Consider the following 12,766-nt stretch of genomic DNA (forward strand, 5'->3'; position numbering starts at 1 on the left):
CGCTGGGACGAGCTCATGCCATGGAACTGGAAGTCTTCAGAAACGGCTCCAATCGCCCAAGCAGCCTGACCTGCGGTCTTCACGCCACGCTTACGTGGGGAAACCTTGCATCGGGACTTAATCCTCTCGGGATAGTCCCTCCGCAGTCTGGAACGACAATTTATCTAACGCGCTACGGGGTAGATTGATCCATACGCCAGCTGCATCAGCACGCCGAGTTGCGCAATGCCGGACTTGCCGTGGGAAATTATTTGCAAGACTTGATCCTGCCAAGCTGCTAAGCCTTGCCCCATCGCAGTAAGTACCACTTGGCGTCCTGCGACTGAGAGACACGTTGCGCTCCCGCTTTTGGCTGAGGAAACTGACGTGAATTCCCAATATGCCCCAGCTGGACTCATGGCGAAAGTCGTCTTTTGACGCCGTTCCGCAAATCGGCGGTGCGCCTTACGCCAGCCGCCGCGCGCCGCCAGGGCGACACCACGCGATTGGCAATGCAAGTGCTTGGAAAAGAGGCTGCGATTTCATTCATGAACGCGCCAAATGACAAGTTGGGCGGACGGCCGATCGACCTCGTCATCAAAAGCGAAGCGGGACGCGCTCTTGTCGAAGGCGCGCTCGCCGAAATCCAGTATCCAGAAGTGGTTCCTGTCAAGGAATAGCCACGCAGCAGAACGCAGCAAGAGCTGAAACCGGGCGACCGGAAGGGACACATCGCGCTTTTGTGGTGCCTACCTCGACTAAAGGCCTCCGCTCCTTTTAAGGGCGGAGGCCTACCTTAGGGTCGACGAAGTTCTGCGCCAAGATCAGGGGGGCACGTAGGTTGAACGGTCGCTTCGGACCGATCTTCGCGCCAAAGTTCCATGGAACTCGGTTCTGCGCGTCAAGATCGAATTGCGAGGTAGTCATATTCATTCTCCGTGGCCGGGGGTGGCCTCGAAAAATGTCCGCTTACGGGAGTTACGATATCGGATGGTTACGTCTTAAAGTAGGGCGCAAAGCCGCCATGACAGAACATTCCATCCAGCCACCTGGTGAAGCTTCGCCAACCCCACTCTTGCCTCCGCGCCTTGATCGCGCCATTGCCTTGACGACCCCATTCGGCATCCTCGGCATTACGATGACCCCGACCACCTCAGCCCTGTCGCCAATGAGCTGCCGCGCAGCACGCATGCTTCTGAACCTGACCCAACCGGAACTTGCCGAACGCGCCGGCGTGAGCGTCTCGACCCTGCGCCGCTTCGAGGCGGGTACCGGCAAGCCGGGTACCTGGGCGATCCGCCAGCTCGAGGAAGCGCTGGAGCGCGAGGGTATCCTGTTCGTGGGCGCCGGTGCGGAGCCGAGGCTGAAGTAAACGCGGGCTGCTGCTACATCATCCCCGCACTCTCCGCCCCCGTCTACCGCACCAGCAACCGTCGCTCCTGCCGCATCCAGTCGGCCTCGATCGCGCCGGGGGCGGTGAGCGCGGTGCTGTCGATGCCGGCGCACAAGGTGCCCTCGAGGATCGCCTCGAGCACCTTTGGCGATAGGAACGCGAGCCGCACGACGCGCAGGAGGTAGGAACTGGTGACCCCCTCGCGCGCGGCAAGCTCGGTGGGGGTCAGCCTTGCCTTGCACAGCTCGTCCCACCAGCGCCGGGCGCGCAGGACAAGGCGGATCAGCGCCGCGTCGGGCTCGCCCGCGCCGGCCGGAGCGCCCCCTGCCTCGACGAGCTGCACTGCCCGGCCTGTCCGGGTGAGCCGGACATGGGCGATGAGCTCGAGTGTTGCAGGGCCGGCAGGCGTTCGCGGCAGGCCCAGCCTGCGGGCAAGCGCGCTTGTGTCGAGCACAATGGTCACCGCGCGCTCGCCTGTGGTGATGCGCGCGGTGAGCTCGGGCACCAGGGCAGGCTCGCCTGCGTGCAGCGCCGCTGCCTCGCTCGCGCATTGCGCAGTGAGCGCTTTCAGGTCTGCAGGCGCCACGACGAGCCCGGCCCTGTCGGCAAGCGCCAGCGGGTCGGCAAGCGCCTGTGCGATCTCGCGCGCCACCAGTCCCTCGATCTCCGCTGCCGGGATGCGCATGCCATTGCCATCGGCGCTCCGGACCCCGTGCTGGAGACGGCGCGATACGTAGTAGCGGTAGCGCTTGCCCTTCTTCGTCGTATGCGCGGCAACCAGCGGCTCGCCTGCTTCATCGACGAGCCGGCCTGCCAGCACGCTTGCGTTCCCGGCCCGGTGCGGCCGGTGCCGGCCCTTCGCGTTCCTGGCGAGCAGTGCCTGGACCGCCTCCCAGGTGGCGCGCTCGATGATCGCGCGATGGTTGCCGGGATAAACGCGGCCCTTGTGCGCGATGTCGCCTGCATAGACAGGGTTTGCGAGGATCCGGTAGAGATGGCCATGCGAGAACGGGCGCCCGCCATAGGCGCGCCCGGCAGCTGTCCGTCGCCGCGGCGTCGTGATCGCGCGGGCGGCAAGCTCCTCGCACACGAGCCGCACGTTGCCCAGCGCCAGGTAGCGCTCGTAGATCGTGGCCACGATCTTCGCATCTGCCTCGATGATGGCAAGGCTGCGGCCCTTCGGGCGGTAGCCCATCGGCGGCGCGCCGCCCATCCACATGCCGCGGGCCTTGGAGGCAGCGACCTTGTCGCGGATGCGCTCGGCGGTCACCTCGCGCTCGAACTGCGCGAAGCTGAGCAGCATGTTCAGGGTCAGCCGTCCCATGCTCGTTGTCGTGTTGAACGACTGGGTGACAGAGACGAAGCTCGTGCCGGCGGCATCGAAGGCTTCGACCAGCCTTGCAAAATCGAGAAGCGAGCGGGTGAGCCTGTCGATCTTGTAGAGGACGACGATGTCGATCGCGCCCTGCCCGATATCGGCCAGCAGCCGCTTCAGGGCAGGGCGCTCGAGCGTCCCGCCCGAGAGCCCGCCATCGTCGTAGCGGACAGGCAGGAGCTGCCAGCCCTCGCTTGCCTGGCTCGCGACATAGGCGGCGCAGGCCTCGTGCTGGGCATCAAGCGAGTTGAAGTCCTGCTCGAGCCCTTCTTCGCTCGACTTGCGGGTATAGATCGCGCAGCGCACCCTGGTCATGCCGCGCGCTTCTGCTTCCTGAGCCCGAAGAACACAGGGCCCGACCAGCGGCTGCCGGTGATCGCCCGGGCAACCTCGCTCAGCGACCTGTAGGTGCGCCCCTGCCAGACAGGTGCACCGCCATCGTCGATGGTGACGGTATGGAGCGCCCCGTTCCACTCGCGCACGAGCCGCATGCCCGGGCGCGGCAGCGATGCAGCCGTCGCTCCGCCGGCGAGCGCAGCAAGCCGGCGCTCGAGGTGCGAGGGCAGCGGGCCACAGGCTGCGAGCTGAAGTTCATGGGCCAGCGCCAGGCGCAGGAGCTGCGGGCGGACCCTGGGGGCAGGGGTGCCGACAAGCGCTGTCCAGTGTGCGCGCAGCGCAGGTGCATCCATCGCGGGCAGGAGGGCAAGCGCATCGGCAGGATCGGAAGGCAGGGGCAAGAGCGTGGCAGGCGGTTGCTGGCGCGGCATCGGTCAGTCTCCTCGTTCGGGGCTGGACTGGCCGATGCCCCGGGAGCGCGCTGCTTGCGTCCGGGGCGAGCAGGGGCGACAGGGCCCCGCCGGGCAGCGACGACATGCACCCGAACATCGCCGATGTCGACCCCGGGCAGGCAAAAAAGCGATATAAAAGATATACTTGTTGCAAATCCCGAAGATCGATGGATGACGTCGTGACCTTCTCGCGCGCTGCCATCTGTACAGCGCGCCCCGGCAAGGAGGTCTGACCATGCGCACGAGTACAACCCATCCCTTGCAGATCGCGTCTGTCCGTGCCGGCGACGGCATGGGCCGGGTCGGGCTGACGTTCTGCCCCGGCAAGTTCCAGCCCTCTGCCATGACCGGGGGCTGGGAGCGCGATCTTGCGCTCGACATGACCGCGATTGCCCAGTGGGGTGCGGGCACGGTCGTCACGCTTCTCGACCCCTGCGAGATGACCACGCTCGCGGTCGGGGGGCTGGGCGAGGCGGTGAAGCGCCATGGCATGACCTGGCTGCACTTGCCGATCCGCGACGTGAGCGTCCCCGACCGGAGGTTCGAGGAGGCCTGGCAGGTATCGGGCGAGGCCTTGCGTACATCCTTGCGCGCAGGGTTCGATGTCCTTGTCCACTGCAAGGGCGGGCTCGGGCGTGCCGGCATGATCGCGGCCCGGCTCCTTGCAGAACTGGGCATGGCGCCGCGCACGGCGATCGAGGCGGTGCGCGAGGCGCGGCCCGGCGCCATCGAGACCTCGCACCAGGAAGACCATGTTCTCGGCACAGGTCCTGTTGCAGAACCTGTTCCCGATGCATCGCCCCGTGCTGCCGAGGACCGCGCGGTCGCCGCGCTTCTCGGCCTTGCCGCAGGCGATGCGCTTGGCGCGTCCTACGAGTTCAGGCGGCGCGGCAGCTACGTGCCGACAGGGGCGATGACAGGCGGCGGCCCGTTCGGCCTTGCTCCCGGGCAATGGACCGACGATACCGCGATGGCGCTCGCGCTTGCCGAGAGCCTCCTTGACCATCCCGCGCTCGATGCAACCGATCTCATGGAGCGGTTCGCAAGCTGGCGCACGCACGGCACCTACTCGTGCACCGGGACCTGCTTCGATATCGGGATGACCACCGCGCAGGCGATAGCGCGGTACAGGAGGGACGGGGACCCGCTTGCCGGATCGACCGATCCGCACAGCGCCGGCAACGGCAGCCTGATGCGGCTAGCCCCTGTAGCCATCCGCCACTGGCGCGACCGCGCAGCGATGCACGAAGTTGCCGCGCTCCAGAGCCGGACGACACACGGGGCTGCCGAAGCGGTCGATGCCTGCATCGGTTTTTGCGACATGCTCGCCGATGCCATCGCCGGGCGACCGCGCAGCGAGGTGCTGCGTCCCCGGCAGGCACGGCTCGCACCTGCGATCAGCCGGATCATGGCGGGGAGCTGGCAGGGCCGGCACCGCGATACCATCGCCTCGACAGGCTATGTGGTCCACTCGCTCGAGGCAGCGATCTGGTGCACCGCGCGCACCGGCAGTGCGCGCGAAGCGCTCGTCCTTGCCTCAGGGCTGGGCGAGGACACCGACACGGTTGCTGCGATCACCGGGCAGCTGGCAGGCGCCCTCCATGGCACCGCCGCGCTTCCTGCCCAGTGGCTCGATGCCCTCGCCTGGCGCGAGCGCATCGAGGAGACCGCGCGCCGGCTGTTCAGGGCAGGGGCCTGAAGGCGAAGGGGGGCCGGGTTCGTTCGGCAAAGGAATGAGCCGGCAAGATTACGGCTTCGGTGAACCCGACCTGATCCTGTCGATAGGAACCGCATCGCTGGGCAAAGCCTCAGCGTCTAACCGTCTCAGGTTTGCTAGGTGACCACCACCATCCAGTCGGCTCTTTTATGCTTGCCCCGTGGTGGTCGTGACGGGGTCTCGCGCGAATCGCATCCCGGGGGTCATTCGCACATCGATGGACCGGCTTCTCATTCCAGGGTCGTGACACGAGAGAATCGGAGACCAGAACCACAAAGGAAAGGTCCTCGAACATGAACGACATGACACCGCCCCCGGCTCCAGCAGCCGTATCCGCTTCCGATGCTGCCATGATCCATGCCGGACCGGACCATACATCGACATCCTGGCCCGAACTCCTTGTACTGCTCACCCGGGAGATCGAACCGAACGACATCATCGAGCAGATGTGGGTGCGCGACATCGCGGTCCTGACAGGACGCATCAACCAGCTTCGCGCCATTCATGCCGGTCTTCATCGCCACGTGATCTACAGCCTTGCGCGCGAAAAACCCGCTTGCCCCACCGGTGGCGATGCACCCCAATCCGAATTGCCCGAGCGCGACTGGGCACGCAACGAGGATGAGCGGGATAGTCTTCGTGATGTCGTCGAATGCATGGGAAGGTTCGATCTGGTTGATCTGGGCCAGTGTGGCGAGGCGTTCGAGCGCCTCGTAGGGTTCAGCTATGCGACCAGGTTCGAAGCGCTGACCTCGCTCGACGGACTTCTCAAGGAGCTGCTTGCCGAGCGCGACTCGGTGTTCAGCAAGCTTGAGGGACGCCGCCGCCAGAAGGCGAGCGAGGCCAGCAGGCAGGTTGAGATCACGGCGTTGACGAGTTGTGCTTCTACAGATGCTGCCGGGTGCCCGGACGACGCCGATGACTGAGGAAGCCAGGCCTGTCCGCAGCGAGGCTGCCCGTGCTGCAAGTCGTCGCAATGGCAAAAAGGGCAAGGGTCCCAAAACCCCTCTCGGCAAGCTGCGCTCTTCGCGCAATGCATTTCAGCACGGTTTGCGTGCACGGCGGGCGTTGCCACCAGTCCTGCCGGAATGGCTTCGGGAGATCGAAGACGAGCTTGTTGCCATCACAGGTGCCAAAGGACCCGGCCGGCACGAGCATCTCGACAGGGCGCTCACGGCATCGCTCCTCCTGCAGGAGATAGATGCAGTATACGATGCGATGCTTCTGCAGATCGTTGGCGATTTGCAGACGTCGCTTGTCGCACCTGGTATCACCGCGTGCGAGAGCGAGGCGACATCGCCTGAAGATGCACCATCGCGGGCTGTTCGGGCAGAGCCGCTGTCCTCAAGGCTCGCGAAAGAACTGAAGAAGCTCCATCGCTACCGCCGGAGGTTCCGCGGCCAACGTGACAACGCCATCAAAAAGATGGAGGTGACGCGAAAGCGCCTGTCGACGGCGCCGGGCAAAGGGTGAGCACAGGAAAATCGCAGCGAGCAATCTATGAGTGCCTTGGTCTTCCGACCGATCTGCCCCCTTCTGAGTGGTCCAGAATCTCTGTTATTTTGGACGACGAAGGAGGAATGGAATGGCGAGGAAACACAAGCCGGAAGAGATTATCGGCTAGCTTCGTGAGGCCGAGATCGTGCTGGTGCAGGGCGGCGCGGTGGCGGATGCCTGTCGCCGGATCGGTGTGACCGAGCAGACCTATTATCGCTGGCGCAAGGAGTATGGCGGGTTGAAGATGGACCAGGCTCGCCGAATGAAGGACCTGGAGAAAGAGAACCAGCGGCTGCGGCGGGCGGTGTCGGACCTCACACTGGACAAGCTGATCTTGCAGGAGGCTGCCAGGGGAAACTTCTGAGCCCCGTAACGCGTAGGCGCTGTATCGATCACATCAGGGGAATGATGGCTGTCTCCGAACGGCGGGTGTGCCGCGTGCTCGGACAACATCTATCGACCCAGCGCAAGGTGCCGAGCGGGGCGGCGACTGGTCCGACACGGCTAAACCGGCCGCCGATTTCTGTTGGAACGCCTTTCCGGATGTTTGCGTTCTTTGATCGAACCGTGCTTGGCCTTTCTTCGCACCGGTCTCGAGACGCGCCAATCCGCTTCACCGGAGACTCACAGTGAACACGCAGCAAGACGCGCAGCCGCCTCTTCCCGAGCAGAGCCAGAGCCTCCCTGGAACGACCGGCAAAATGATCCCTCAGCCGGACCATGGCGAGGAAAGCTATCGCGGCACCGGCAAGCTGGCGGGCAAGAAGGCCATTATCACGGGCGGCGACAGCGGTATCGGAAGAGCGGTGGCTATCGCATTCGCACGTGAAGGTGCAGATGTGTTGGTTTCATACCTTTCCGAACACGCGGACGCTGAACAGACCGCCCGATGGATCGAAAGAGCCGGTCGCAAGGTGAGTCTTGTGGGCGGAGATATTGGTTCGCCAGGAAAGTGCCGCGAGATTGTTGAGCGTGCTCTCAACGATCTGGGCGGTATCGACATTCTGGTCAACAATGCCGCGCATCAGATGACTTTCGACGACCTGAGCGAAATTTCCGACGAGGAATGGGAGAAGACTTTCAGGACAAATATCCATGCAATGTTCTATCTCTCCAAGGCCGCAGTTCCGCATATGGATGAGGGTGGGACAATCATAAACACCACCTCGGTCAATGCAGATAATCCTAATGAGCATCTGCTGGCCTACGCGGCTACCAAGGGCGCAATCCAGAACTTCACTGCGGGTCTGGCTCAGATGCTAGCTTCCAAGAAAATCCGCGTAAACTGTGTGGCGCCAGGACCCGTCTGGACCCCTCTGATCCCGGCGACGATGCCGGCCGAGCATGTGAGAGAATTCGGAATGAATTATCCAATTGGTCGACCTGCGCAACCTCGGGAACTTGTTCCGCCCTACGTTATGCTAGCATCGGATGAGGCGAGCTATATCTCCGGAGCAACCATTCCCGTTACCGGCGGAAAGCCTTTCATCTGATGCGTGCTTGGGGGAGCGGCCTCGTGGGCCAGCAGTATGCGCCGACAATCGATGAATAGTCGCCAATGCCCGAGCAAGCCGGTCGCGCCGCACAGGGACCAGCCGGGGGGCGGTGCCGGCCTATTGATAATCGACATGATCAATGCGTTCGACTTTTCCGGCGGCAAGAGTCTGCGCTCCGCTGCTGATGAAGCGTCAAAACGGATTATTGCGCTCAGAAAGCGGGCTGATGCGAAGAGCATTCCGGTCATTTACGTCAACGATAATTTCGGCGAGTGGCATTCCGATCGTTCGCAACTGATTGACATGGTGGGTGATCGTGTCACCGACCTGGACATTCTGCCTAGACAACACGACTATTTTGTTCTCAAGCCCCAGTTTTCTGGCTTCTACGCGACAAACCTGCAGGTTCTTTTACCTAAGCTGGGGATAACGAGACTAATCCTGACGGGGGTCGCTACAGATATCTGCGTGTTGTTCACCGCTGCAGATGCTTACATGCGTGACTATGCCCTTTGGGTGCCGCGCGATGCTGTTGCTGCAGACGATTTCTCTCGGCACGAAGCAGCGCTGGAAATTATCGGAAACCGCCTACGTGCAGACATCCGCGCGACAAGCGATCCGGGTTTAAGCGGATGGAACGAAGATCCAAAAGCTAAATGGCTCTCAACCAGTGAATTGAGCGCTATCTGACCTGCGTTAGCCAAATGAGCCGCCCTTGACCGCCGGCCGGTGTCACCAAGACCCGCGCTGACGGTGTGAACTCAGTTCGCCATGAGGCACAGCCCTCTCTTGATTGCAGCATTTCGCGGTAAAAAATTCGACTTGCATGCATACAGAACCATCGGTTTCCATGTGATGGAGCGTCTGGGGAGGAACAGTTGCCGGGTGTCCCGGTGAAACTGCCACTTCACGGCGGCGTTCGTGAATGATCAAACGTACCACCCCTGGCTCCACTACTAGCAGCCCCAAACCCCATGTTTCGTACTGTGTGAGTTGCGGATGCCCTCAGGTAGCGTGTCCTCATTGAATTGCGGGGGCGTTTCATACGGTTGCCCGAAGTACGACCCAGTAGTCATCTTGCGCCCTCTTCGGCGTAAAGCTCCGCCTCTTTGGAAACAAGAATATTTGCAGAAACCAATAGGCTTCACGCCAGGCGGCAACGCCATCATCAGTGGCTGCGTCGCCGAGTACATCCTTGATCGCCGCGAGGAGACTCGAAAAGAAAAGCCTTGCCGGTGCGCTGGCCGAGCGTGAGGGCCGTTTACGGCCGGACCATAAATTAATTGGTCTTCGGAAATAATAACGAAATGATAAAAAGTTGAGACGCAGCCTGATAAGGTAAAAATAAATCGCTCTGCAGTAATACGTCTCGTGCAAAAAAATTACGTTTGTGTGAGAAATAAAAACCTTCAGGGCGATAGAAATATAACATTCATTAATCCCACAAAAATTTTCGTCTCTGGGACCGGGCGATGCAACGATCTCCATGCCGTCTCGTTTGTAGGGCAAATCTTGCCCACAGGAGAGCGCGCATGCCAAATGAATTTGAGCTGTCAAAAGGCGGAGCGAACCATCAGAAACCTAAGGGCGATGATGATATAATGACCACCGCCCAAGGGCACCCGGTAGCGGACGACCAGAACTGGCTCAGCGCCGGCCCACGGGGGGCGCAGCTGCTCGAAGACCATATTGCACGCGAAAAGATTTTTCATTTCGACCATGAACGCATTCCCGAACGCGTGGTCCACGCACGCGGCTACGGCGTGCATGGACACTTCGAGCTTAAGAAGGCTATTCCCGAATATTCGCGCGCCGCGATCTTCAACGAGGTCGGAGAAAAGACTCCGACTTTCACCCGTTTCTCCACCGTCGCGGGCAACAAGGGTTCACCCGATCTTGCCCGCGACGTGCGCGGCTTCGCCACCAAATTCTATACCAAGGAAGGCAACTGGGATCTCGTCGGCAACAACATCCCGGTATTCTTCATTCAGGACGCGATCAAATTTCCCGACCTGATCCATGCTGCCAAGCCTGCACCGGATCGCGGCTTTCCGCAGGCGCAAACCGCACACGACAACTTCTGGGACTTCGTATCCTTGAGCCCCGAGTCGATGAATATGATTATGTGGATCATGTCGGACCGCACGATCCCGCGCAGTTTTCGCTTTATGGAAGGCTTCGGCGTCCACACATTCCGCCTCGTGAGCGAGAAGGGAGAAAGCCACTTCGTCAAATTCCACTGGAAGCCGAAGCTGGGCCTTCAATCGGTAGTCTGGAACGAAGCGCTGAAGGTGAACGGCATGGACCCGGATTTCCACCGGCGCGACATGTGGGACGCTATAGAGGCGGGCGATTTCCCGCAATGGGATCTCGGAATCCAGGTGTTCGACGAGAACTTTGCCGAGCAATTCGAGTTCGACGTACTCGACGCAACAAAGATCATCCCCGAGGAACGGGTCCCGGTCGAGATCATCGGTACGCTGACGCTGGACGCAAACGTGGACAACTTCTTTGCTGAGACCGAGCAGGTCGCCTTCTGCACGCAGAATATCGTTCCGGGAATCGATCATTCGGACGATCCGCTGCTGCAGGGGCGCAACTTCAGCTATCTCGACACGCAGCTCAAGCGGCTAGGCTCTCCCAACTTCACCCACATTCCGATCAATGCGCCAAAATGTCCGGTAAGGCATTTCCAGCAGGACGGACATATGGCGATGACCAACCCCAAAGGGCGCGCCAATTACGAGCCCAACAGTTGGGGCGATACCAACAACCCGATCGAACAGCGCGGGCCGCGTGCCTGTCCGACACGCGGGTTCGAAAGCTATCGAGCGGAAGTGTCCGGTCCCAAAATGCGTACGCGCAGCGAGACCTTTGCCGATCATTATAGCCAGGCGCGACAATTCTACATTAGCCAAACCCCGGTCGAGCAGACCCACATGGCCAATGCCTTGACCTTTGAACTGTCGAAGTGCGACCGCGCGGACATCCGCGAACGCATGGTAGGCCACTTGCGCCATATTGATGAGGGGCTGGCCCAAGAAGTCGCCGACGGCCTGGGCCTTTTGGAGCTTCCTGACAAGGTACCCGCAGCGCGCGACCCGATCACCGATCTGCCCGAAAGCCCTGCGCTCTCGATCATCAGAAACGGCCCCGGCAGCTTCAGAGGCCGCAAGCTCGGCATTTACATCGCCGAAGGCGGCGATGCCGAGGTAATCAAAGCCCTCAAAAATGCGGCCGAGGGTAATGGCGGCATTGTCGAAATCGTGGCACCTCATATCGGCGGCGCAAAGCTTTCGGATGGCTCCACGATGGCAGCTGACGAAAAAATCGATGGCGGCCCGTCGGTTGCATACGATGCGGTTGCGGTGGTGATGAGCGAACGATCCGCTCGCCGCTACAACACCGACAAGCCAAGCATCGATTTCGTCAACGATGCCTTCGCACACGCAAAATTCGTCGCCTACGTTCCTGCCGTCCAGCCACTATTCGAGACCGCCGGTGTGTGGGATTGGATGGACGACGGATTTGTCGATGTATCGACCGGCAAAGACGCGGCAAATGATTTCATCGGTAGGTGCGGGAGTTTGCGCTTCTGGGATCGCGAAAGCGTGAAGCAGGACTGACGAAAAAGGAGATCACCATGAGCCATCGACGCGAAAGCGTGAACGGCGGGACTCAAGTTGCGCCCGCCACTGGCTTTGGAACGCTGGCTCCTCAAGATACTGGCATTAAGCAAAGTGGAATCACCTGGACAACGAAGTCCGGATTTTCTTCATGGCGTACCTCGCGTCCTTGCGGTTTTTTTGGATACACATGGATCTGCCTGACAGTGTCCTTGATGGCAAAGTATTGATCTACCCGGATTTGCTACGTCAGCTGTGCCAGCTCGGCTGGGGGATATCCGCTATCAGATCGGAGGTAAAATGTCGGCTTTTAGCGCGCCTTCGGTTTCGATGGTGTCCCATCAACGTGCTGCTGTAAGCGGCTGTCTCGCCTGTCGGAGGTAAGATCAGGACCAACAAATTGCTGGAGGATTGCGAGCAGGCGCCGTGTGTCTGTCGGCTTTCCTGCGTTGGGAGCGCCGGCAAGGATGTCACCCCCATATTGCTCCGGTTTGGCGTAGGCAGAGGCAAGCGCAAAGGGGACACCACGCTCCCGTAGGTGGACGGCAACCGGCGTGACGGTTTCGCGCCCGAGATTGACGTCGAGTATTGCCGCGACTGGCAGCTCTTCCTGAAGCAGAGCCAGAGCATCACGAACGGTACCAACCGGTCCCATCACATGCCAGCCGTGCTGCACGAGCGTTTGCTCAAGATTCAACGCGAGCAGAAACTCGTCCTCGACGACCGAGACTTTCTTGGCAGGCACTTCTCAATCTCTAGGAACGACATCCCCCAGCGGAATGACGATCTTCCCCTGCAAACCTGAGCTTCCCCCTTCTGGGTGGTCCAGATTCTGTTTTAGGATTTGGACTGAAGGAGGAATGGAATGGCACGGAAGCACAAGCCGGAAGAGATT

The 12,766-nt window shown here is 61.2% G+C and carries 13 protein-coding genes and 1 pseudogene; 9 read left to right on the forward strand and 5 right to left on the reverse strand.

Going from position 1 to position 12,766, the window contains the following annotated elements:
• Positions 1-413 precede the first annotated feature (413 nt).
• Together FHS75_RS17500 and FHS75_RS17505 are read left to right on the forward strand one after the other, a co-directional pair.
• On the forward strand, positions 414-659 hold the full coding sequence (locus FHS75_RS17500; protein WP_179408939.1) for an MbcA/ParS/Xre antitoxin family protein: 246 nt from the start codon (positions 414-416) through the stop codon (positions 657-659).
• A 458-nt stretch (positions 660-1,117) separates the two neighbouring features.
• Positions 1,118-1,351 carry a helix-turn-helix domain-containing protein gene (locus FHS75_RS17505; RefSeq protein WP_218845329.1) on the forward strand — a complete coding sequence of 78 codons (234 nt, stop codon included), beginning with the start codon at positions 1,118-1,120 and terminating at the stop codon, positions 1,349-1,351.
• Between the two features lie 43 nt (positions 1,352-1,394).
• Here FHS75_RS17505 and FHS75_RS17510 read toward each other — a convergent pair whose 3' ends face one another.
• Positions 1,395-3,062 carry a recombinase family protein gene (locus tag FHS75_RS17510; protein WP_179408940.1) on the reverse strand — a complete coding sequence of 556 codons (1,668 nt, stop codon included), beginning with the start codon at positions 3,060-3,062 and terminating at the stop codon, positions 1,395-1,397.
• On the reverse strand, positions 3,059-3,514 hold the full coding sequence (locus FHS75_RS17515; RefSeq protein WP_179408941.1) for a DUF2924 domain-containing protein: 456 nt from the start codon (positions 3,512-3,514) through the stop codon (positions 3,059-3,061). Before FHS75_RS17515 ends, FHS75_RS17510 begins: the two co-directional genes overlap by 4 nt.
• 256 nt (positions 3,515-3,770) lie before the next feature.
• Between FHS75_RS17515 and FHS75_RS17520 the strand changes: the two genes are divergently transcribed.
• From FHS75_RS17520 to FHS75_RS17545, 6 genes and pseudogenes are all read left to right on the forward strand, one after another.
• Complete coding sequence (locus FHS75_RS17520) at positions 3,771-5,234, forward strand: ADP-ribosylglycohydrolase family protein (protein ID WP_179408942.1); 1,464 nt, start codon at positions 3,771-3,773, stop codon at positions 5,232-5,234.
• Positions 5,235-5,545: 311 nt separating this feature from the next.
• Positions 5,546-6,178, forward strand: a complete 633-nt coding sequence (locus tag FHS75_RS17525) for a hypothetical protein (protein WP_179408943.1) — start codon at positions 5,546-5,548, stop codon at positions 6,176-6,178.
• Entirely contained in the window at positions 6,171-6,725 is a 555-nt protein-coding gene (locus tag FHS75_RS17530) for a hypothetical protein (protein WP_179408944.1), read from the forward strand. The genes FHS75_RS17525 and FHS75_RS17530 overlap by 8 nt, the downstream gene beginning before the upstream one ends.
• A 166-nt stretch (positions 6,726-6,891) precedes the next feature.
• Positions 6,892-7,235: pseudogene (locus FHS75_RS17535) on the forward strand (transposase); the annotation flags it as partial.
• Between the two features lie 215 nt (positions 7,236-7,450).
• A complete protein-coding gene (locus tag FHS75_RS17540) occupies positions 7,451-8,242 on the forward strand; it encodes an SDR family oxidoreductase (protein ID WP_179408949.1) in 792 nt (263 codons plus the stop codon).
• Positions 8,243-8,377: 135 nt separating this feature from the next.
• Complete coding sequence (locus FHS75_RS17545; RefSeq protein WP_229735739.1) at positions 8,378-8,935, forward strand: cysteine hydrolase family protein; 558 nt, start codon at positions 8,378-8,380, stop codon at positions 8,933-8,935.
• A 266-nt stretch (positions 8,936-9,201) separates the two neighbouring features.
• Here the strand turns inward: FHS75_RS17545 and FHS75_RS18320 are convergent, their stop codons facing one another.
• Together FHS75_RS18320 and FHS75_RS17555 are read right to left on the reverse strand one after the other, a co-directional pair.
• The gene (locus FHS75_RS18320; protein WP_179408946.1) at positions 9,202-9,321 is read right to left on the reverse strand and encodes a TehB-like domain-containing protein; all 120 of its coding nucleotides are present in this window, start codon (positions 9,319-9,321) and stop codon (positions 9,202-9,204) included.
• Positions 9,287-9,733, reverse strand: coding sequence for a globin family protein (locus FHS75_RS17555; RefSeq protein WP_179408938.1), 447 nt, complete (start codon positions 9,731-9,733; stop codon positions 9,287-9,289). Before FHS75_RS17555 ends, FHS75_RS18320 begins: the two co-directional genes overlap by 35 nt.
• A 44-nt stretch (positions 9,734-9,777) precedes the next feature.
• On the opposite strand from FHS75_RS17555, the gene FHS75_RS17560 reads away from it, so the two are divergent.
• Positions 9,778-11,871 (forward strand): catalase, encoded by a 2,094-nt coding sequence (locus FHS75_RS17560; RefSeq protein WP_179408947.1) that lies wholly within the window; start codon positions 9,778-9,780, stop codon positions 11,869-11,871.
• 310 nt (positions 11,872-12,181) lie between these two features.
• Here FHS75_RS17560 and FHS75_RS17565 read toward each other — a convergent pair whose 3' ends face one another.
• A complete protein-coding gene (locus FHS75_RS17565) occupies positions 12,182-12,616 on the reverse strand; it encodes a response regulator (RefSeq protein ID WP_218845330.1) in 435 nt (144 codons plus the stop codon).
• Between the last annotated feature and the right edge of the window lie 150 nt (positions 12,617-12,766).

Source organism: Novosphingobium marinum (assembly GCF_013408095.1).
Lineage (GTDB): Bacteria > Pseudomonadota > Alphaproteobacteria > Sphingomonadales > Sphingomonadaceae > Novosphingobium > Novosphingobium marinum.

Coding starts and splice junctions, on each gene's coding strand:
- FHS75_RS17505 (WP_218845329.1), top strand. CDS start 1,118: ATGACCCCGACCACCTCAGCCCTGTCGCCAATGAGCTGCCGCGCAGCA.
- FHS75_RS17510 (WP_179408940.1), bottom strand. CDS start 3,062: ATGACCAGGGTGCGCTGCGCGATCTATACCCGCAAGTCGAGCGAAGAA.
- FHS75_RS17515 (WP_179408941.1), bottom strand. CDS start 3,514: ATGCCGCGCCAGCAACCGCCTGCCACGCTCTTGCCCCTGCCTTCCGAT.
- FHS75_RS17520 (WP_179408942.1), top strand. CDS start 3,771: ATGCGCACGAGTACAACCCATCCCTTGCAGATCGCGTCTGTCCGTGCC.
- FHS75_RS17525 (WP_179408943.1), top strand. CDS start 5,546: ATGAACGACATGACACCGCCCCCGGCTCCAGCAGCCGTATCCGCTTCC.
- FHS75_RS17530 (WP_179408944.1), top strand. CDS start 6,171: ATGACTGAGGAAGCCAGGCCTGTCCGCAGCGAGGCTGCCCGTGCTGCA.
- FHS75_RS17540 (WP_179408949.1), top strand. CDS start 7,451: ATGATCCCTCAGCCGGACCATGGCGAGGAAAGCTATCGCGGCACCGGC.
- FHS75_RS17545 (WP_229735739.1), top strand. CDS start 8,378: ATGATCAATGCGTTCGACTTTTCCGGCGGCAAGAGTCTGCGCTCCGCT.
- FHS75_RS18320 (WP_179408946.1), bottom strand. CDS start 9,321: ATGACTACTGGGTCGTACTTCGGGCAACCGTATGAAACGCCCCCGCAA.
- FHS75_RS17555 (WP_179408938.1), bottom strand. CDS start 9,733: ATGGAGATCGTTGCATCGCCCGGTCCCAGAGACGAAAATTTTTGTGGG.
- FHS75_RS17560 (WP_179408947.1), top strand. CDS start 9,778: ATGCCAAATGAATTTGAGCTGTCAAAAGGCGGAGCGAACCATCAGAAA.